Raw genomic sequence first — 20,666 nt, forward strand, 5'->3', positions numbered from 1 at the left:
CCGTTGCGTGACCTCTCAGAGGTCGCGTGGCAACTCCCGCTTGAGGATCTTCCCGGTGGCGCCCTTGGGAAGCTCCGGGATCACCCGGATCTCACGCGGGTACTTGTACGCAGCCACCCGCTCCTTCACGAACGCCGCGAGCTCCTCGGGGTCGATGCTCATCCCGGGCTTGGGGGCGACATAGGCCGCCACTTCCTCGCCGAAGTGGTCGTGCGGGATTCCCACGACAGCAGCCTCGGCAACGCCGGGGAACAAGTGCAGTACCTCTTCGACCTCGCGCGGGTAGACGTTGTACCCGCCGCGGATGATGAGGTCCTTGGTGCGGTCGACGATGAAGTAGTAACCATCCTCGTCGACCCGCGCCAGGTCGCCGGTATAGAACCAGCCGTCGCGAATCGCCTCCGCGGTGGCTTCGGGGCGATTCCAGTACCCGCGCATGATGTTCTCGCCGCGGATCGCGATCTCGCCCACCCCGCCGGGTTCGACGTCGCCGGGCTGGCCATCAACCCGCATGAGCTTCATCTCCACGCCGCGGATGGGCGTTCCGATGGAGCCGGGTTTGCGCTCGGCGTCGGGGTGGTTGAAGGAGGTCACCGGCGAGGTCTCCGACAGCCCATAGCCCTCCAGGATCACGCAGTGGAACTTCTCCTCGAAAGCACGCATGAGCTCCACCGGCATGGAGGCCCCACCGCTGATACACAATCGCAGCGAGGAGGTGTCGGCCTCGTGGTCGACATTGAGCAGGGCGCCGTACATCGTCGGCACGCCGAGGAAGATGGTGACCTTCTCGGAAGCGATGAGATCGAGCACCGCAGCCGGCTGGAAGCGGGGAATGAGCGCAAGGGTGACCCCGTTGGCGATCGCCACGTTCAGCCCGCAGGTCATCCCGAAGACGTGAAACAGCGGCAAAGCCCCCATAACGACGTCGTCGGGCTCCAGGGACAGCAAGGTCTCCCCGGTGGTGCGCTGGTTGGTGCGCAGGTTGCGGTGCCGCAGTTCAGCGCCCTTGGGCGAGCCGGTGGTGCCTGAGGTGTACAGCAGCACGGCAGTGTCCTCATCGTCACGCTCGACGATCTGTGCCAACGGCTGCACCGTGCCCAAGACCGCGGGCAAGTCTGTGACGGCGAGGAAGTCCACACCGGCCTCGGCTGCGCCGCGCATGGCATCAGAATCAGGCAGGCCGATCATCAGACGGGTGCCGCTGTCCGTGAGGTAGTAGCTCACCTCCCGGGGGCGCAGCAGCGGGTTCATCGGAACCACGATGACTCCGCCGTAGAGAGCCCCGTAGTAGGTGACCGCGAACGCCGGGATATTCGGCAAGCTCACCGCCACCCGATCACCAGGCTCGATGCCTTTGGAGTGGAGGTAGGCGCCAAAACGAGCAGCAGCGTCGTTGAGACGTGCGTAGGTCCAGCTCTCCTCCCCCTGTATGAGAGCGATGCTCTCCGGCCGTGAACGGGCTGATTCAGCGAGGTTGCAGGCGAGGTTCGTCATCGATTCCTCCGCGTCGAGGGAACTGGGTTACTGCAGAGTACGGTGCTGTGGTCGCGATGCGGCGTTCCGCGTCAGATATAGAGACGTCTCACACGCGGAGCCAGCGAGCAGGTGATCTCGTAGGAGATGGTGCCCAGGTCCTGCGCCATGTCCTGAGCGGTGTAACGCTGCGAGCCGCTGACCCCCAGCAGTACAGCCTCATCCCCTACCTGCACCTGCGGGTCGGCGCCGACATCGATCATCGTCTGGTCCATGCATACCCGCCCAACCACGGGGTAGGCCCGGCCGCCGATCAACACCTGACCGCGGTTGGACAGGTGCCGGTCGAAGCCGTCTGCGTAACCGACGGGGATCGTGGCTATCCAGGTGGGTCTACGTGGTGCCCAGGTGCGCCCGTACCCGACGGAGGTTCCCGCCTCGACCCGCTTCAGGAAAGACACCTGGGTAGCCCAGGTCAGCGCAGGTTGCAGGTCGATGGTGCGCGGCGTGCTCTCATCGGGGTAATAGCCGTAGGCCATGATTCCGGGGCGCACCATGGTGAACCAGGACTCTTCGTGGGCCAGCACACCGCCGGAATTGGCGGCGTGCACCAACTCCACCTCGCGCCCGATCGCCGCCTGGACCTGTTCGAGGCTGGCGGCGAAACGCGCTATCTGATTGGCGGTGAACTCAGCCTGCTCCGGGGTGTCGCTGGCCGGGAAGTGCGTGAAGATCCCCTGCAGGTGCAGGTGCGGACATTCGCTTTCGATCAGCCGCGCCACCGCTGCCGCGTCCTGGGGTGCCACCCCGATCCTGCCCATTCCGGTGTCGATCTTCAGGTGCACCGGGACGGGGGTGCCCCCCATCCGCGCAGCCGCAGCTTCCGCGGCCAGCGCGGTGGGCTCGCTGACGAGGCTCAACGTCACCTCAGCCGCGATGGCTGCATCGAGCTCGTCGTCGAAGGCATGCGACAACTTCAGGATCGGCGCGTGGATCCCACCCCGGCGCAACTCAATGGCTTCGGGCACGGTGGCCACCCCGAACCAGTCCGCAAGGCCGGCGGCTTCGACCGCCCGGCATACGGGTACTGCGCCGTGCCCGTAAGCGTTCGCTTTGACGGCCATCAGAACTTTGCGACTCGCGCCGACCGCAGCGCGGATGCCGCGTAGGTTGTGACGAATCGCTTCCAGATCGACGCGCGCATGGGTCTTGTACAGCATCCTGTGTTCCTCTCAGCCGCGCCGGACGACCTTGTCGACATAGGCGGAGGTCGACAGGCCCAGCAACGCACCGTAGTTGGGGACGAAGGACACCTCCGCGCCCAGAGCCACCGGGTACACCGCATCCTCGACGTCCAGGATGAGGTGGTCGCTGCTGGCGCCGATCACCGAGATGCCGGGGTCTAGCGGAACGATTCCGTCCACATTCGTGTCCTGGCGCCCGAGGTTGCAGATCGCCCGCAGACGTCGTCCGCGATCGTCGAACTCCACCGTCTCACCGAAGGCATTCTGAGCGCGTAAGCCGATAGGAACCGAAGGTTTGCGTTCCAATTCGACAATCTCGGTCACCAGGGTGAAGGTGTCCTGCCGAGTGCCGGGCCAGGCGCTGCGGTCGAGGACGTTACGCCCCAGGGCGACCGTCTCGCCGATGCGGAAGTGGTTGATCTCCGCGGGCATCTGATCGTTGGCGATCATCGGCAGACTCGAACTATTGCCACCCGAAATGAGTTCCAGCGCCAATCCACTGGCATCGCGGGCTGCATCGCGCACGTCGATGAGCATCTGCATGTTCTCCGGTGAGGGAATGACTCCCCCGTAACACGCCAGGTTCGCCCCCACGCCGATGAGCTCCAGGTTCGGCAGTTTGGCCGCGGCCACGACGACATCGACCGCCATATCCGGCCACACGCCTTCGCGCAGGTCACCGATGTCGATCATGAGAATCGCCTGGTGCGTCGTGCCCGCCATCTGCGCAGCCTGGGAGAGCACCTGCAGGCTCTGCAAACTCGAGTTCAAGGTGATGTCAGCCCAACGCACCACATCGTGCGCCGCCGAGGGCGCCGGAATCCGCAGGAGCATCTGCGGCAACCCGGTGCCGAGGTGGCTGGACTCCATGAGGTTGGTGATCCGAGAGTCCGCGACCATGTCGGCTCCGGCCGAGGCCATCGCCGTGATGACAGCCGGGTGGGCGCAGGTGACCTTGCCGACCGCCGCAACCTGTGCGCCATGTCCATGGACCAGGGCGTAGACCGTGCGGGCGTTCTCGGCGATCCGATCTGGGTAGATCTCGAGCCGCGGCGTGCGGTGATGCATCAGGGCTCCTCGTTCTGCGACTCTTGCACTCGACGTCGGAAGGTCTCACGAACCTCATCCGGGTAGGCGTGCGCCAGGGTGCCCAGCGCCGAGAACAGGTATTTGCGATCCATGAAGACCCTCGCCTCCGGGGGTGGGAGCAAGTGCGTCGGGCCGGTGCTGGGTTGCGCGCCCAGACAGATTGCCTGCAGCGCCTTCTCCCCACCGGCAACCTTCGTCAACGCTCCCCCGGTAGCCACCACCCATTCGACCGCGGTGAGGTCCTTGCCACGCACGACCTGCTTTTTACCCGTGGGGGTGTAGATGTCGTCCAAGGTGCCTGCATGGCGCCGGACACCGATCTCCACCGCCTTCGTGCACAACCACTGAGTGAGCTCGATCTCGCGCTCGGCGCTCGGCATCGCACGCAGATCTGCCAACCGCGCACTCCACGTCTCGTCGCCGACCGCGCGGGCGATGTTCTCGGCATTGACGAAGACCCCGAGGTCACCCTCGACCGTGCGCTTCGACCTCGGCTCCGGCTCGAGCATCTTGGCCGACAACTCGATGCTGCCGTCGGTCACCGAGTGCACATCGGTGGTGGCTCCCCCGACATCGATGATGACGGCATCACCGACCGCCTCGCTGAACAGTTCCGCTGCCCGCAGAACAGCCCCGGGGGTCGGCAGGATCTCAGCGTGGGTCAGCCCAGCCAGGCGCGACATGCCGGGCGCGTGCACGATGTGACGGCTGAAGACCTCATGAATGAGGTTGCGCAGCGGACCGACGTTGAGCACGTCCACATCCGGGAAGACATTGTCGGCCAGGAGAATCTCCACCCCGGCCTGCTCGAAGATACGGGTGATAGGGCGAACGATGGCCTTGTTCCCGGCGTACACGACCGGCACCATGCGGGCCTCCGCGCCCAGACCCTTGGACAGCAGTTCGGCCAGAAGCTCGGCGTTGCGCAGCACGATTCGCGTCTCACCGTGATCCACCCCGCCGGCGAGCAACACCATGTTCGGCGCGATCTCACGGACATCGTCAAGGTCGTAGGACTCCAGCGGACCCGCGGTGACCGCGGTGACGATAGCGCCGGCCCCCAGCGAGGCCTCCCGCGCCGCGCGAGCGGTCATGCTGGCCGTCAAGCCGTGCACCGTCATGCGCAGACCACCGGCGGCGGAAGAGTTGACGAAGGTCTCCAACCCGGTCGGGTCCTCCCCCAACGCCGTTCCGACCTCCCGCAGGGCGGCGTCGACCCCGATTCCGACGTCCCCCTGGGCGACCGAGGTCGGGGCGAACCCCTGGGCGACGTGGGTGAAGACCCCGCCGCCCAGGGAGAACGCGTTGACCTTCGTGATCGTGCTGCCGATCTCGACGGTGAGGACGTCTGCCATGCTCACGCCCGCGCTCGCAGCGTCTTCACCATCGCGTCCACAACCTGAATGCCCTTCGTACCGCGCCCGAAGGTGGCATCCAGGCCGGTCTCGGCGGCCATGTCCCGGTTGACCTGGGTGCCGCCGGCGATGAGGACGAACCGGTCTCGAACACCCTTTTCCACGCACAGCTCAGCCAAGCGCCGCATCATCGTGCGGTGGACGTCGTTGTGGCTGATGATCGTGGAGATGAGGATGGCGTGGGCGCCCGTTTCGATGGCTGCGTCCACCAGTTTGCCCAGCGGGACCGAGGTGCCGAGGTAGTCGTACTTGACCCCGTACTTTTCGATACCGCCGTGTTTGATGTCGAGGATCTCTCGCAGCCCGACGCTGTGCTCGTCCTCGCCCACGGTGCCGGCGACCACGCGCAGACCGCGCGCCTTGGCCTCTGCTCGGAGTTCCTCCTCGGGCAGGATGATCTCCTTCTCCGGGATGTGTAGCGTGTCCCGCTGGATGTCGAAGGCGACCTTGCCCTTGACCTCGACGAAGGTGCCCTCGGCCTCGTGCATGACCTCGACGTTGACCACCACCGGATCGGCCAGCCCCATCCGCTTGGCCATCTCCTCGGCATAGACCGGAGCGATGTCGGCGTTCTCCGGCACGAACAGCTGCACCAGCACCGTTCCGTCGCCGGCCCACTCCGCTTCGGGCTTGATCTGGCCACCGGTGCGGTAGGGCCGGGTCTTCTCCAGCCGCGTCTCGACGCTGTCGCTGGGGTCGAGTTCACCGATCCAGACGATCTTGCTGCGGTCGGTGAAGCTGTCGCCTCCGATCGCATCCTCAGGCGTGTCGATGGTGCGGCCCTGGGCTGCTTCGGCGTCGATGAGCCACTGCGGGATGGTGCTGTTACCGAAGTGCGCGCTGACCGGGGCGAAGTAGTCATCGTGCCGTTCCACGATGGACCCGGCGCCCACGCCGCCGGCGCCGTCACGGGCGATGCCATCGCCGCTGCGCTCGGGGTACTTGGCTGAGTCGACGAAGAAACCCGCCTCGACAGCAGCAAAGTAGCCGCCCACCGAGATGCACTCTTCGAGGAAAGCGACCGAGCGCACCTTCAGGTCGTGCACCATCTCACCCAACGGCCCGGCGAGGTTCAGGGACAACAGTTCGTTAATGCCGTCCAAGCCCGCCCAGGTCTGCTTGACGGTCTGCAGACCACGGATGTTGTTGTAGTGCCAAGGGACGTTACGGCCCTCGTCAGGAGTGATCGTGGACTGGATGTCCGCATGCGTGAGCATCGAGATCAGGGTGTCGATGGTGTGGGTACGGACAGCCTCTTCGATGCTGGCCTCGATGTAACGCGTGTTCTGCTGCGCACGGAACTTGTAGTCGCTGAAGAAGTCTCGCAGCGCGATCGCGTACGGCAGGTCGTACCAGAGCTTCGGCGCAGGCGGGGAGTTCGGCGGGACGGTAGAGAGCCCCACCAAGCTGGGTTCCATACCCACATCGGTCGAGAAGGCCGTGTTGATGGCGTGCTGCACCATCAACTCCGGCATGACCAACCAGCCCGCCTTCGCCGTCGCGTTGGCGTTGTGTGCACCGTCGATCTGGAAGATCCCGGCCGCGTTCATGACGACCTTGGCCTCGGCTGCGTCCACGAACGAGCGGTACATGTTCACGTTGCGGTACAGCACGTTGTACTGCGGGTCCTGGTGCGCGCCGTTGATGCCCTCCTCCGCGAAGAGCACCGCGACCTCAGGCCCGGCCACCCCAGAAACGTAGGAGTGGAAGTTGATCGGGCGACCGACCTCGTCTTCGATGGCGTCCAGGGCCTTGCGGGAGGCGCGGATCTGCTTGCGGGTGATCGGCACACCGCCGACGCCCTCCGGGGTTCCCTCCAGCAGCCCGTCGATGTGGGACTGGCCTGTGGTGCGAATGACCATCAGGTGGTCGGCGCCGTGCCAGGCTGCCATCCGCATCCGGCGAATGTCGTCCTCGAAGTGCCCTGAGGCGATCTCGGTGGTGACGACCGGCTTGGGCTGGGGGTCGATGTCCTCGAAGTACTCGCTGGCGGGCAGACCGTAGGAGTTCTTCAGCGGGGCCGACATGTCACGGAAATGGAACGGACCCATGTCGACGCCACCCTCGGGCACCTCACGCCAGGTCCACCCCTTGCGGCGCGGCTCGTACTTGTCGAGATCCTTCATGATCTCGTCGATATCGAGCTTGACGTTGCGCTCCAGCGGCGGCATCTTCGCGCTCATGACTGGGCCTCCTTGATCTCGAACAACCCATCCAGGACGGTCTCGTCCGTCACGATGAGGGCGGCCGCCTCACGCAGGCTCAGACCGCGCTCGTGCGACAGCTTGAGTACGACGTGGCCGGCGCCCTTGCCCAACAGGCCCTTCTCGTAGATCTTGTCGACTACACCGTGGCTGCTCACCGAGTCGATACCCATTCGCAGCAGGACCGCCCGTTCAATGGATGGGCTGGTGTGCGTGCGTGCGAGTTCGACAACAGGGCGCATCATCTGGTGGCTCAATTCCCAGAACCTCGTCTTGAGGTCCTCGTCGGAGAGCTTCGACAGCTCCTCGACGCGCAAAGACGCCTGCGTGAGGCGGTCTGCACCCGCTTCCGGTGCCATCGGTTACTCCTTCTTTCTCGTACTGGAGCAGGTACGAAAACGCTGGCTCCAGATCACATGGGGTGGATAGGTCTGCGTGGGGGGAAACAGCCGCCGGCGACGACTGCTCCCCCATCGTTCACGCGTTCATGTCCGCCAAGACGGACTCGACAAAAGCGCGGTCGCTACGGGTCTCCGCAGCCACGTACTCGTAGTCCACGTCGCTCCACTGCGCAGCAGGCAGCTGCTTGAGGCAGTTCTTGATCCGGGAGCGGCGCAACCGGTCCAGATCCTGTACCCGGCCCCGCACCTGTTCCAGCCGTTCCGGGATGACGATGCTGCGACCCGGGACATTCTGGGCCGGGTCACCGACACGCACCTCGATGCCGTTCTCGCGAGCGAACGACAGCTGCCGGTTGTGATGCTTGCCAGCGCCGGTGTACTCGGTCTCCTGGACCACGACGATCTGGTCCTCAGCCATCTGCGCAGCCAAGGTCACAGCCGCGGTCACCGAGGTGTTTCCGGCCGGACCCCGCTCCATGCCCTCGAGTTTCGTGAGCAGCTCGGTGACATAGAAGACTTCGCCCTGGGAGACGAGTTGGTACTCGTCCATGTACCGCAGCGGCCGGGCCGCATTACGCGGCACGTCGGCACGATCGGGCTCGGTGGTGAAAGGGACACCGAAACCGGTGTGACCGGTGGTGAAGGATTTGCGGTTGAAGTCGTGGTCAGAGGCCATCGAGAGACCGCTGAGGTCGACCGAGCAGGCCACAACGCGGGTGTCCTGCGCCCCGGCAGCGAGCAGGCCGCGGGCGGTACCGGTCAGGTTGCCGCCGCCGGCGTTCGTAGCGATGACGACGTCCGGTTCACGGCCGGCTTGATCGCGGCACTGCTGGGCAATCTCCACCCCCAGGGTCTCCACACCGCGAATACCGAATGGGGTGTAGAGCGAGGCGTTGAAGAAGCCGGTTTCCTCCAGGACGACCAGCATCTGCCAGAACAGTTCGGGCCCGACGGTGAGTTTGAGGACCTCAGCGCCGTAGGCCTCGCAGGCCCGGGACTTCTCCACGATCTCCGGCTGCCCGACGAAACGCGAGTCGTACACCTCTTGCACCACCACGCAGGCCAGCGAGCGCATGGCGGCCTGCGAGGCGACGCCGGCTCCGTAGTTACCCGAAGTGGCCGTCGCGACTCCCCGATAGCCCTTGGCCGCGGCTTCGTAACAGGCGATGGAGGCCCGGCGGGCTTTGTACGAACCGGAGGCATTCGCCGCTTCGTCCTTGACGAAGATGCGCGCACCCTTGCCTGGCTCTGCGTATCGCCGCACCGCATTGGTGAGATTACGTAGCTCGAACAACGGTGTGCTGCCGACCTTGGTCTCGTGCTGGATCCGCGCCACGTCCTCCAAGGAGTAACCGGTGCGGCCCATCATCTTCTCGTAGTCGAACGCCAGGTCGGTCAGCTCGAACTCGTCGTAGTCGATGCCAAGCGAAGCCATCATGATCTCGTTGCGCCGGGCCATGACAGCCTCGTAGGACATATCGCGTCCACTCATCGGGCGTCCTCCCGCTCCGTGATCCGCCCGATGTGCAGCAACTCCGGCACCACCGGCCCGAAGCTGTGCTCATATGCAGGGCTGGCGTCGATGAGGATGCCCTCATGCACCCGGCCGATCAGCGAGGTCACGCTCACCTGTTCGCCGACGATCCCGTCAGCGTCCAGGAAACCGCGCACCCGCATGACGAACGGGGTGGCCCGGGTGTCATCGGGAACGTTGCTCGCGCGCTCCTGCGGCTGAAGCAAGACCTTCTGGATCTCCACCCAGGTGCCGGCCGCGACCAAGGTGCCCGCTGCCCCATGCGAAGTCTGGCTCATCGTGGGCCTTCAAACCCGACGGGTGTAGGCGCTGGGGCCCATGAGCGCGCCGGGCAACGGGATGTCGAGCATGTTCTTCAAGCCCGGGCTGGCCTCGACGATCCGCGGCACGCAGTTGACCGCGATCCCCTTGGTGGCCGTTCCGCCTGCGTACTCGGGGGTGATCTGCATCGAGATCTGCGGAGTGCCGTTGATGGTGATGTAGTCCCCGGTGCCCTGGCCTTCAAGTTCGGGCAGAACCTGCTGGGGGTGCACGAGGGTGAGTACGACCTCGTCACCGCGGTAGCCGAGAAGGGTCTGCTTGCAGCCGGCGACCATGCCGGGTTCGATGACGATGTGCGGGGTCTCCCGGCGCACGCTGGAAATGATCGGCTCACGCTTCTGCTCGATGCGGTCGATCCCCAAACCGAGGGCGTCGGAGATCATCTGCGCCGACTCGGGGAACCCGATGTGGCCGTCGACGCTGCCGTCCTCGACCCCGGCAAGAAACTCTTGCTCGGACAGGCCCACGCCCTGGGTACGCATCACGGTCGGGCCGTACGGAGAGAGGTCGTTGACCCGGGTGGCCTCGATCGAGGTGACCTCGTGACAACCCGCGGTGAGGGCGACCACGAGCATGTCCATCGACAGTCCGGGGTTGACACCGGTACCGATGATCGAAACGCCGTGCTCCTTGGCCAAGGCGTCCAGCTCCGCTGCCAGCTCGGGCGATTGCGCCTCCGGGGAGGCCATCTCCTCGGCGATGGACACGCAGTTGATACCGGCACGCAGAATTGTGCGCAGGTCTTCCATCTGCTCCTTGACCCACGAGGTGGTGGCTATGACCACGCAGTCCACCTGCGAGGGGTCCAGGACCGAGGCGGGGTCGTCGGTGACGTTCACGCCCAAATCGGTGTCGGTGCCGATGACCTCGTGCAGCGGTTTGCCCACGTACTCCGGGCGGTTATCAATACCGCCGACGAGTTGCAGACCCTCCTTGCTGTCGATGAGGCGCGCCATTCCGCTGCCCATCGCGCCGAGACCCCACTGAACAACCCGCACCGATGCCATATCCGGTTCTCCTGTTGACGACGTTTTCGCAGACCAGGGCCACGATGAAGAATCGCGGCCCCTGCCCCCACGGTAGGTCCCGGCCTCGCGTTATGTCCTGGGATTGCCGGGATCACGGGCCGTAACTAGCTAATTAGGACCGTTCAGGCCCGGTGGCCGTTACCGGGGGGTCTCATTGCACTGTAGAACGCCGCTTCCCAGCGGCCGATGGAAGGCCCAGCTGGGGTCTGTGATGAAGCGTGCTAGGGCCAACCCGCCCCCGATCGCCACCATCAACAGGGACGCACGGGTCGTCTCGGCGAGGAAGATGTTGATGGAGCCCGCGTTCAGGTAGTACATGGCTCGGTACAGGGCCGTACCCGGGACCATGATGATCGAGGCCGGAACCGACACCGTGATCCGCGGGATGTTTCCCCACCGGGCGGCCAGGGTGGCGAGCAGACCAATGCTCAGACCGGCCGCGAAGCTCGCCGTCTGTGCAGGTACATCTCCCGAGAGCAGAGCCAACCGCAGCAGGTTGGCCACGGCGCCGATCATCGCGGCCAGACCGACCATCTTCAACCGGGCGTCGAAGAGGATGGCGAAGCCGCCCACCCCGATCAAGGACGCCAACCCCCAGATGGCAGCGTTCATCCACAGTGGCGCGCTCGTCTGGGGCGGCACAACGGGAACCACCCCCGCGAACGAAGAGAGCATCCACACCACACCGGTCGAGGTGCCGATGACGGCAAGGGAGTAGATGAGGCGCCCCGAGCCGGAGACCACGTCCAGATGGGCTATATCCAGCAGCGCCGTGAACAACGGGAAGCCAGGGATCAGGTAGAGCACCGCGGCCACGAAACCCGCTTCCAGGGTGCTGGTGCTGGGTCCCAGCATCGGTAGCGTCGAGGAGACCGCGATGAGACCCAGATAGAGCAGGCAGGAAACCGCCGAGCAGGCTGCCACCACGAACAACGGAGAAACATGGGCTCTTGCCAACCGGCCGCGGCACAGTTGACCCAACCCCGCCGCGATGACCACCGCAATGGCGGCGACGATGCTGAAACCATTGAGGATCGCGAAGGCTGCGCAGCCCAGACCGGCGGCCACGGCACGTTGCGCATCCGGCCAACGGCGTTGCACCTGATCGACAGAGTTCAGCCGTCGTTTGATCTCCTCCGTCGATACCCCGCGCGGCAGCGCCTTGGCGAGCCGTTCCAACGCTGCGATCCGCCCCGCGTCCACCCCGAAGCTGGAGATTTCTCGAACGACGGTACGAAATTCGTTTCCTCGCCGGGCGGTCATCGTGATCGAGGTCATGGTGACCGCTGCGTGCAACTCATCTATCCCGACTCGACGCGCGAGGTGCTGCATCGCGCGTTTGACTCGGTAGGTGCCGGTGCCTGCGCCGGCGAGCATCGTTCCTAGCCGAAGGACCGCCTGCACGTCCTCGCCCAGGTCGCGTCCGGTACGGGAATGGGCGCTCACGAGTGGCCCCGGCAGGGAACGGGGACGACGCAGGGCCTGCCCGCAATGCGGGCAGGCCCGGAGCCGTCGACGTCGGGGACGACCAAGATGGCGGCGCTCAGATGTTGAAGCCGAGAGCGCGTAGCTGCTCGCGTCCGTCGTCGGTGATCTTGTCGGGACCCCACGGGGGCATCCACACCCAGTTGATCCGGTGTGAGACGACCAGACCTTCCAGGCTTTGCCCCACCTGATCCTCGATCACATCTGTCAGCGGGCAAGCCGCGCTGGTCAGCGTCATGTCGATGACGGCGTGGTTACTTGAATCAACCGTCACTCCGTAGACGAGTCCGAGGTCGACAACATTGATCCCGAGTTCGGGGTCCACCACGTCGCGCAACGCTTCTTCTACGTCGGCGACGTTCGGAGGAGTCTGGGTCTCGGTCTCGCTCATCACTTCTCCGCTTTGTCGAGGTGGTTGCCCACCAGGGCAGGACTAGGGGGGCTGGTCTCGGCGTCTGTCGAGGTGTCAGCACCGGATCGGGCCAGGGCATCGAGCAAGGCCGACCAGCCGAGCAGCGCGCACTTCACCCGCGCGGGGTACTGCGCCACACCGGCCAGCGCCACACCATCGCCGATGACTTCCTCATCGCCGGGGTCGGTGCCTCGGCTGGTAAGCATGCTCTTCATCGCATCGTAGGTTGCCATCGTCTCCGCGAGGGAGCGTCCCCGACATTCCTGAGCCAGGATCGAGGTGGAGGCCATCGAGATGGAGCAGCCCAGAGCGTCGTAGGAGATGTCTTCCAGAACCGCTTCCGAGCCGGCCTGCGGGTTGGCTAGTCGCACGCGCAAAGTCAGCTCATCCCCGCAGCTGGTGTTCACGTGATGAACTTCGGCGTCGAAGGGCTCGCGCAGACCGGCATGTTGCGGGTGCTTGCTGTGGTCGAGGATGAGTTCAGCGTACAGATCCATCAGGCCGCTCCCATTCCGAAGATCGCCGGCACCCGGTCGAGCGCTTTGATGAAGAGATCGATCTCCTCCTGGGTCGAGTACACCGCAAAACTGACCCGAGTGCTGGAGGGGACACGCAGACATCGGTGCAGCGGCCAGGCGCAGTGATGGCCGGTGCGCACCGCGACCCCGGAGTCGTCCAACACCTGCCCCACATCATGGGGGTGCACCCCGTCCACGGTGAACGACACGGCCCCGACCCGACGCTGTGGGTCGGTGGGGCCCAGGACGCTCACCCACGGGCGCTGGGCCAGCTGCTCCAAGGTGTAGGCGACCAGCGAACGGTCGTGGGCGGCAACCCGATCCATTCCGATCGCATCGAGGTAATCACAGGCTGCGGCCAAGCCGACCGCCTGAGCCGTCATCGGCACGCCGGCCTCGAAACGCTGCGGCGGCGGGGCAAACGTGGAGCCCTCCATCCGGACCAGTTCGATCATGGATCCGCCGGTCACGTACGGCGGTAGTGCTTCGAGGAGTTCATAACGGCCCCACAGCACACCGATCCCGGAGGGACCGAGCACCTTGTGGCCGGTGAAGGCGGCAAAATCCACCCCGAGCTGAGTGAAGTCGACCGGAATGTGCGGCACGGACTGGCAGGCATCCAGCACCGTCAACGCACCCACTTTGCGGGCGGCCGCAACCAAGGTCGGCACGTCGTTGAGCGTTCCGAGCACATTGGAGACGTGCGTGAACGCCAGCACCTTGGTGCGTTCGGTGATGACGGACAGGTCCTGACTCAGCTGACCTTCCGGCGTCAGAGCGATCCACCGCAGGCTCGCCCCGGTCCGCCGTGCCAGCTCTTGCCACGGCACCAGATTTGCGTGGTGTTCCATCTCGGTCACGCAGATCTCGTCGCCTGGGCCGAGGGTGAAACGCTCGGCCAACTGCGGGTCCACCCCGTCCAGAGCGCCGGGTGCGTTCGCGTTCGACAAGGCGTAGGCGAGGAGGTTGAAGGCTTCGGTCCCGTTGCGGGTGAAGATCACCTCACGGGCCGGCACCCCGACGAACTGACCGATGCGAGCCCGGGCGCTTTCGAAGGCGTCCGTGGCCTCTTCGGCGAGTTGGTGCGCGCCGCGATGCACGGCCGCGTTGTGGTTCTCGTAGTAATCACGCTCGGCGTCGAGTACACATCGCGGTTTCTGCGATGTCGCTCCCGAATCGAGGTAGACCAACGGAGCACCACCGCGCACCGTCCTGCTCAGAATGGGGAAGTCGGCGCGAATTCGGCGGAGTTCTGCATCGTCGATGCCGGCGCCCTCCGCAGGCCGGGTGTCGGTGGTGCTGACCATATTCAGGCTCCCGCGTTGGTGGTCTCGCTCGTGGCCTTGGCGGCCGGACCTGCGCCCGGCAGGAACCGGTCGTAGCCCTCGTCCTCCAGACGGTCGGCGAGCTCGGGGCCACCCTGCTCGGCGATCCGTCCATCCACGAAGACGTGCACGAAATCGGGACGGATGTAGCGAAGGATCCGGGTGTAGTGAGTGATGAGCAGAACGCCCATGTCGTTGGTCTCCTTGGCGCGGTTGACGCCTTCGGAGACGACGCGCAGTGCGTCGACGTCCAGACCGGAGTCGGTCTCATCGAGCACCGCGAAGCGCGGCTGGAGCAGTTCCAACTGCAGGATCTCGTGGCGCTTCTTCTCGCCACCGGAGAACCCTGCGTTGACGTCACGCTCGGCGAACACCGGATCCATCTTGAGGTTGGTCATTGCCTTCTTGACGTCCTTGACCCAGGTGCGCAGCTTGGGCGCCTGCCCATCCACGGCGGTCTTGGCGGTACGCAGGAAGTTGCTGACCGAGACACCGGTCACTTCGACGGGGTACTGCATCGCCAGGAAGATGCCGGCGCGGGCGCGCTCGTCGACGCTCATCGCGAGCACGTCCTCCCCGTCCAGGGTCACGCTGCCCGAGGTCACGGTGTACTTCGGGTGGCCCGCGATGCTGTACGCGAGGGTGGACTTGCCGGAGCCGTTCGGCCCCATGATGGCGTGTGTCTCACCCGAGCGGATGACCAGGTTGACCCCACGAAGGATCTCCTTGGCGCCGTTCTCGGTGTCGACAGTGACGTGCAGGTCTGTGATCTGCAGCGTCGAGGGTTCCATAGCCATGGGAAGTTCTCGTTTCGGTCGGGGTCAGACGTTGGTCGGAGCGGTCACGTCCACGTAGACGTCACCGGCTTCGATAGTCACGGGATAGACGAGGATGGCGGCCGTCGCCGGAGGAGTGAGTGGAGCGCCGGTCAGCAGATCGAACTTGGAGCCGTGCAGCCAGCATTCGAGCGAACACCCGGAGACCTCACCTTCGGAGAGGCTGACGGAACCGTGGCTGCACTCGTCCTCCACTGCGTGGACGCTGCCGTCCGAGAGGCGAACCATCGCCACCTTCTTCCCGCCCACTTCGGCCAGGGCGGCTTGGCCTTCCACAAGGTCGTCCAGCGCACAGACGAGTTCGGCGCTCATGCGTCTTCCTGCTGATCAACCGCCCGTGGCGAACCATCGGCGAAGCTCTCGGTCAGGGTGAGCTCGGCCTCGATGGCGGTCATCAGGCGGTCGGTGATGTCCTTCACGCCGATGCGGCCGACGATGTCAGCGAAGAAGCCACGAACCACGAGGCGGCGAGCCTCGTCCTCGGGGATGCCGCGAGCCTGCAGGTAAAACAGCTGCTCGTCATCGAAACGCCCCGTAGCACTGGCGTGACCGGCACCGGCGATTTCACCGGTCTCGATCTCCAGGTTGGGCACCGAGTCGGCGCGGGCGCCCTCGGTCAGGAGCAGGTTCCGGTTCAGCTCGTAGGTGTCAGTGCCTTCGGCCACCGCGCGGATGAGCACATCGCCCACCCAGACGGTGTGCGCACCCTGACCCTGCAGCGCGCCCTTGTACAAGACGTTGGACCGGCAGTTCGTCGCCTCGTGGTCCACGAACAGTCGGTGTTCCAGGTGTTGGCCCGCGTCGGCGAAGTAGACACCGAGTGCCTCGAAGCTTCCGCCCGGACCCGCGTAGGTGGCGTTGATCGAGAGACGAACCAGTTCACCGCCCAGGGAGACGGCCACGTGGCGCACCGAAGCGTCGCGTCCGACAACCACATCGTGCTGGCCCACGTGCACGGCGCCGTGTTCCCATTCCTGGGCCGAGACGATGGTGACGTCGGAGCTGTCACCGGCGATGACGGTCAGGAACTCACCCACGTCGCCCAGGCCGTCGTGCTCGAGCAGGATGGTCGCCTTGGCGAAGGCCCCCACCCGTACCAGGCGGGTCGAGTGGGCGACCCCTCCCTGGCCGGTCAAACGGATGCGCACCGGCTCGGTCAGGACGGCTTCGGCCGGAATGTCAACCAAGTCGATCTGCTCGCTGTTGGCCGAGGTGACCGCGGCTGAACGGTCCGCCGGGGCCAGGACACCTGCCGCGCGCCATTCGTCGCGACTTATCGACCTGCAGACCACACCTGGCGGTAGCTGGGCGTCGATCTGCAGCGCCCCCCGGCCCGGAGCATCCTCAAAAAGATGCTGCAGCTTGTTCACGGGGGTGAAACGCCAGGCTTCCTCGCGTCCACCCGGGACGGTGAAGTCATCAACGTCGAACGAGGTCGACCACTGTCCGCGGGACTGCTCTGGAATGGTCTGCTCGACAGCTGCCCTGACGTTCTCGGCGGCGACACCCTTACCGGGGGTGCCGAGCAGCGCCTGGTCATCGGCACTGACCGGTAGCCCGGTTGCGGTATGGCTGGCGGTTTTATCGATAAGCGGCATCAGCCGACGGCTCCTTCCATCTGCAGCTCGATGAGGCGATTGAGTTCCAGCGCATACTCCATCGGCAGCTCACGTGCGATCGGTTCGACGAAGCCACGGACGATCATCGCCATGGCCTCCTCTTCGGTAAGCCCGCGCGACATGAGGTAGAACAGCTGGTCATCACTCACCTTAGAGACGGTGGCCTCGTGGCCGAGCTGCACGTCATCTTCACGCACGTCAACGTAGGGGTAGGTGTCAGAACGGCTGATGGTGTCGACCAGCAGGGCATCGCAGACGACTGAACTCTTGCTGTTCTTCGCACCCTCGGCCACCTGGACCAACCCGCGGTATGAGGTACGTCCGCCGCCTCGAGCCACCGACTTGCTCACGATCGAGCTCGATGTGTTCGGGGCGTTGTGCACCATCTTGGCGCCGGCGTCCTGGTGCTGGCCTTCGCCGGCGAAGGCGATGGACAGGGTCTCACCGCGAGCGTGCTCCCCCATGAGGAAGACGGCCGGGTACTTCATCGTCACCTTGGAGCCGATGTTGCCATCGACCCACTCCATCGTGGCTCCGGCGTCGCACATCGCGCGCTTGGTCACCAGGTTGTAGACGTTGTTCGACCAGTTCTGGATCGTCGTGTAACGCACTCGGGCGCCCTTCTTCACGACGATCTCGACCACAGCAGAGTGCAACGAGTCCGACTTGTAGATCGGGGCGGTGCAGCCCTCGACGTAGTGAACGTAGGAACCCTCGTCGGCGATGATCAGGGTTCGCTCGAACTGGCCCATGTTCTCGGTGTTGATCCGGAAGTAGGCCTGCAGCGGGATGTCCACGTGCACGCCCGGCGGGACGTAGATGAAACTGCCACCGGACCACACCGCTGTGTTCAGCGCCGCGAACTTGTTGTCGCCCGCCGGGATGACGGTGGCGAAGTACTCACGGAACAGATCCTCGTGCTCGCGCAGACCGGTATCAGTGTCGACGAAGATGACACCCTTCTCCTCCAGGTCCTCCCGGATCTGGTGGTAGACCACCTCAGATTCGTACTGCGCCGCGACCCCGGCGACCAGACGCTGCTTCTCCGCCTCCGGGATGCCGAGCTTGTCGTAGGTGGTTTTGATCTCCTCGGGCAGCTCGTCCCAGCTCGTGGCCTGTTTCTCGGTCGACTTCACGAAGTACTTGATGTTCTCGAAGTCGATTCCGGTCAGGTCGCTACCCCAGTGCGGCATGGGCTTCTTGCGGAACAGCTTCAGCGCCTTGAGCCGGGTTTCCTTCATCCATTCCGGCTCGCTCTTGCGCGCGGAGATGTCCTCCACGACTTCCTGATTGAGTCCTCGGCGGGCCGTGGAGCCGGCGACGTCGCTGTCCGCCCAGCCGTAGGCGTAGTGGCCAATGTCTTTCAGGCCCGGGTTGAGCTCTTCGATGTGTGCGCTCATCTCGGTGTCCTCTCGTCTGGGTGATCGCTTCTGGTCGGAGGCCCCGGCCAAGTTGCTTTTAGGTACAAATGTCGTGCAGACGTGCTCGCCGCCGGCCAGCGTTGCCAGCCGTTGAACGCGCACGCCGAGAAGTCGGGCGAACATGGCCGTCTCGGCTTCACAGAACTGCGGGAAGCGCACCGCCACGTCGTGCATCGGGCAGTGCCCCTGACATAGCTGCAAGCCAAGACCGGGGGCCGAAGCGCCACCTGCAGCAACAGGACGCGCCGAGGCAGCATAACCGTCGGCCGCCAATGCTGCCGCAAGGGCGTAGGCCCGCGCCTCAACGTCGGGGCCCGCCGCTTCCACAACCGCCGCATACCTCGCCTCTAACGGCTCCAGTCGGTCGGCAGCGAAGAGCTCCACGGCTTTGTCACCGAGATGTTCGGCAACGAATTCCAAGGCAGCTGTCGCAATGTCGTCGTACCGACTGGATAGGCGCCGGTGCCCACGCTGGGTCACCACGAAGGCGCGTGCTGGGCGCCCTCGCCGGCGCGGCCCGGCAGCGACCGGGGCCGCCGCGATGTCTTCGGCTTCCTCCAGCGCGTCCAGATGTCGCCGTACCGCGGTGGGCGTCAATCCGAGGGCATCGGCCAGGTTGGCAGCCGTGACCGGACCGTTCTCGGAGATGTTCCGAAGCACGCGGTCGCGTGTTCGCGCGTCGCTCGTCTCAGCCGAGCCGGTGGCTCGACCTTCGGCGGAAGACGACGGTTCTATAAACACAACACAAATCTTACCTAATTCATCTGGGGTTGCGCGAACGGGGTCCGCTGCGGGCCGGAACGCGGCCTTCGTAGACTCGCGCACATGGCCTCACCCGAAAGCACCGTCCAGGTGCGGGCCTTGACCCGGCGCTTCGGCGCGGTCGAGGCTGTCAGCGATATGTCGTGGTCGGCGAATGCGGGCCAGATCACGGCAGTCCTCGGCCCGAACGGCGCCGGAAAGACCACCACCATCGCCTGCCTGGAAGGCCTCCTGCGCCCGGATGCCGGAGAGGTGCGGGTACTCGGCACGAATCCCTGGCGGGCGGACGCAACACATCGAGCACGGGTGGGTGTCATGCTGCAAGACGGCGGACTGCCCACCACGAGCACGCCCCGGCGGCTGCTCGCGCACCTGGTCGATCTGTATGCGCGCCCACTCGATCTGCCCGCCTTGGTGACCCGCTTGGGCATCGACTCATTCGAACGGACACCGGTCCGCCGGCTCTCCGGCGGCCAGCGCCAACGCGTGGCGCTGGCAGCTGCACTCATCGGCGATCCCGAAGTCCTGTTCCTGGATGAGCCCTCCGCCGGACTCGACCCGCACGCCCGCCGCGAGGTCTGGGACCTCATTCGGGAAACGCGGGAACGCGGACGCACTCTGGTCGTCACCACCCATTCCTTCGAGGAAGCCGAGCGGCTGGCCGACCGCATCGTCGTCGTCGCCGGTGGGCGGGCTGTGGCAGAAGGGAGCCTGGAACAGGTCTCCCGGGGTTCCAACCTCGAATCCGTGTACTTCGATCTCACTTCGGGAAGACGCTCGTGACTGCTAGGACCGCGCCGCGAGGCGCCAACGCCGCGGACAACGCCTGGGCCGCACCGCCGGCTCGCCGGATCGGCTCACACGCCCGTTTCGAGACCGGGGTTCTGCTGCGAAACGGTGAGCAACTGCTTGTGGCGATCGTGCTCCCAGCGCTGGCCCTGTTCGCACTGCTCTACGCGCCGGTACCAGGCTTCACCGGCAGCCGCCGGATCGACCTGGCGATGCCGGGCATCCTTGCCCTGGCGGTGATCTCCACCGCCTTCACCGGGCAGGCGATCTCGGTCGGCTTCGACCGTCGCTACGGAGTCCTTCGGCTGCTCGGCACGACCCCGCTGGGACGCGACGGATTGCTCGCAGCCAAGGGCTTGGCAGTGCTGGTGGTCGAGGCGATCCAGGTGCTGGTGCTCGGCGGACTCGGCCTCATCCTGGGTTGGCGACCGAACCTGCTCGGCCTGCTCAGCAGTCTTCCGCTGATCCTCTTGGGCACGTGGGCGTTCGTCGCGTTAGCGCTCTTACTGGCCGGCACGATGCGCGCGGAGGCGGTCCTGGCGCTGGCAAACCTGATCTGGGTGCTGCTGTTGGGCGCGGGCGGGGTGATCCTGCCCACTTCGACGATGCCCGCCCCGCTGTCCAAGATCACCACGTTCCTGCCCTCGGGGGCTCTCGGCGACGGTTTACGGACGGCCCTGACGACCGGAACGCTGGACCTCGGGGCATTGCTGGTACTGACCGTCTGGGCGGTCTTGGCCACCCTGCTCGCCGCGCGGGTCTTCCGGTGGAGCGATTGAGCCAGTGGATA

General features: G+C 65.4%; 19 protein-coding genes and 1 pseudogene. 2 read left to right on the forward strand and 18 right to left on the reverse strand.

The features are described from left to right. Positions 1–15: 15 nt before the first annotated feature. The 18 genes and pseudogenes from G9V96_RS02105 to G9V96_RS15295 form a co-directional block, all read right to left on the reverse strand. Positions 16–1,494 (reverse strand): long-chain-fatty-acid--CoA ligase, encoded by a 1,479-nt coding sequence (locus G9V96_RS02105; protein ID WP_168581558.1) that lies wholly within the window; start codon positions 1,492–1,494, stop codon positions 16–18. A gap of 71 nt (positions 1,495–1,565) precedes the next feature. Further along, the gene (gene alr, locus G9V96_RS02110) at positions 1,566–2,693 is read right to left on the reverse strand and encodes an alanine racemase (protein WP_168581559.1); all 1,128 of its coding nucleotides are present in this window, start codon (positions 2,691–2,693) and stop codon (positions 1,566–1,568) included. Positions 2,694–2,705: 12 nt separating this feature from the next. After that, a complete protein-coding gene (locus G9V96_RS02115) occupies positions 2,706–3,785 on the reverse strand; it encodes an alanine racemase (RefSeq protein WP_168581560.1) in 1,080 nt (359 codons plus the stop codon). Continuing rightward, positions 3,785–5,161: a glutamate mutase L gene (locus G9V96_RS02120; protein WP_168583786.1), complete on the reverse strand. Its 1,377-nt coding sequence runs from the start codon at positions 5,159–5,161 to the stop codon at positions 3,785–3,787. Before G9V96_RS02120 ends, G9V96_RS02115 begins: the two co-directional genes overlap by 1 nt. 2 nt (positions 5,162–5,163) lie before the next feature. Further along, positions 5,164–7,404 (reverse strand): D-ornithine 4,5-aminomutase subunit OraE, encoded by a 2,241-nt coding sequence (oraE, locus tag G9V96_RS02125; RefSeq protein ID WP_168581561.1) that lies wholly within the window; start codon positions 7,402–7,404, stop codon positions 5,164–5,166. After that, the gene (oraS, locus tag G9V96_RS02130) at positions 7,401–7,784 is read right to left on the reverse strand and encodes a D-ornithine 4,5-aminomutase subunit OraS (protein WP_168581562.1); all 384 of its coding nucleotides are present in this window, start codon (positions 7,782–7,784) and stop codon (positions 7,401–7,403) included. The genes oraE and oraS overlap by 4 nt, the downstream gene beginning before the upstream one ends. Positions 7,785–7,902: 118 nt before the next feature. Continuing rightward, positions 7,903–9,318: a 2-amino-4-oxopentanoate thiolase subunit OrtB gene (ortB, locus tag G9V96_RS02135; RefSeq protein ID WP_210424442.1), complete on the reverse strand. Its 1,416-nt coding sequence runs from the start codon at positions 9,316–9,318 to the stop codon at positions 7,903–7,905. After that, positions 9,315–9,638, reverse strand: coding sequence for a 2-amino-4-oxopentanoate thiolase subunit OrtA (gene ortA / locus G9V96_RS02140; RefSeq protein WP_168581563.1), 324 nt, complete (start codon positions 9,636–9,638; stop codon positions 9,315–9,317). The genes ortB and ortA overlap by 4 nt, the downstream gene beginning before the upstream one ends. Before the next feature lie 9 nt (positions 9,639–9,647). Beyond that, positions 9,648–10,688, reverse strand: coding sequence for a 2,4-diaminopentanoate dehydrogenase (gene ord / locus G9V96_RS02145; protein WP_168581564.1), 1,041 nt, complete (start codon positions 10,686–10,688; stop codon positions 9,648–9,650). Between the two features lie 159 nt (positions 10,689–10,847). Continuing rightward, positions 10,848–12,155, reverse strand: a complete 1,308-nt coding sequence (locus tag G9V96_RS02150; RefSeq protein WP_168581565.1) for a threonine/serine exporter family protein — start codon at positions 12,153–12,155, stop codon at positions 10,848–10,850. A 97-nt stretch (positions 12,156–12,252) separates the two neighbouring features. Next, positions 12,253–12,585, reverse strand: a complete 333-nt coding sequence (locus tag G9V96_RS02155; RefSeq protein WP_168581566.1) for a metal-sulfur cluster assembly factor — start codon at positions 12,583–12,585, stop codon at positions 12,253–12,255. After that, positions 12,585–13,103, reverse strand: a complete 519-nt coding sequence (gene sufU / locus G9V96_RS02160; protein WP_168581567.1) for a Fe-S cluster assembly sulfur transfer protein SufU — start codon at positions 13,101–13,103, stop codon at positions 12,585–12,587. The genes G9V96_RS02155 and sufU overlap by 1 nt, the downstream gene beginning before the upstream one ends. Beyond that, positions 13,103–14,431, reverse strand: a complete 1,329-nt coding sequence (locus tag G9V96_RS02165; protein ID WP_168581568.1) for an aminotransferase class V-fold PLP-dependent enzyme — start codon at positions 14,429–14,431, stop codon at positions 13,103–13,105. The genes sufU and G9V96_RS02165 overlap by 1 nt, the downstream gene beginning before the upstream one ends. Before the next feature lie 2 nt (positions 14,432–14,433). Then, complete coding sequence (gene sufC / locus G9V96_RS02170; RefSeq protein WP_168583788.1) at positions 14,434–15,240, reverse strand: Fe-S cluster assembly ATPase SufC; 807 nt, start codon at positions 15,238–15,240, stop codon at positions 14,434–14,436. Between the two features lie 30 nt (positions 15,241–15,270). Beyond that, positions 15,271–15,597 (reverse strand): non-heme iron oxygenase ferredoxin subunit, encoded by a 327-nt coding sequence (locus G9V96_RS02175; RefSeq protein WP_168581569.1) that lies wholly within the window; start codon positions 15,595–15,597, stop codon positions 15,271–15,273. Continuing rightward, positions 15,594–16,883, reverse strand: coding sequence for a Fe-S cluster assembly protein SufD (gene sufD, locus G9V96_RS02180; RefSeq protein WP_168581570.1), 1,290 nt, complete (start codon positions 16,881–16,883; stop codon positions 15,594–15,596). Before sufD ends, G9V96_RS02175 begins: the two co-directional genes overlap by 4 nt. Continuing rightward, on the reverse strand, positions 16,883–18,304 hold the full coding sequence (gene sufB / locus G9V96_RS02185) for a Fe-S cluster assembly protein SufB (protein WP_168583789.1): 1,422 nt from the start codon (positions 18,302–18,304) through the stop codon (positions 16,883–16,885). Before sufB ends, sufD begins: the two co-directional genes overlap by 1 nt. Positions 18,305–18,883: 579 nt before the next feature. Next, a pseudogene (locus G9V96_RS15295) lies at positions 18,884–19,150 on the reverse strand (helix-turn-helix domain-containing protein); the annotation flags it as partial. On the opposite strand from G9V96_RS15295, the gene G9V96_RS02195 reads away from it, so the two are divergent. Both G9V96_RS02195 and G9V96_RS02200 read left to right on the forward strand, forming a co-directional pair. Beyond that, on the forward strand, positions 19,151–19,870 hold the full coding sequence (locus G9V96_RS02195; RefSeq protein ID WP_168581571.1) for an ABC transporter ATP-binding protein: 720 nt from the start codon (positions 19,151–19,153) through the stop codon (positions 19,868–19,870). It begins immediately after the preceding pseudogene. Beyond that, positions 19,867–20,655 (forward strand): ABC transporter permease, encoded by a 789-nt coding sequence (locus G9V96_RS02200; protein WP_168581572.1) that lies wholly within the window; start codon positions 19,867–19,869, stop codon positions 20,653–20,655. The genes G9V96_RS02195 and G9V96_RS02200 overlap by 4 nt, the downstream gene beginning before the upstream one ends. Positions 20,656–20,666: the final 11 nt, after the last annotated feature.

This window comes from Gephyromycinifex aptenodytis (assembly GCF_012277275.1).
Classification (GTDB): domain Bacteria; phylum Actinomycetota; class Actinomycetes; order Actinomycetales; family Dermatophilaceae; genus Gephyromycinifex; species Gephyromycinifex aptenodytis.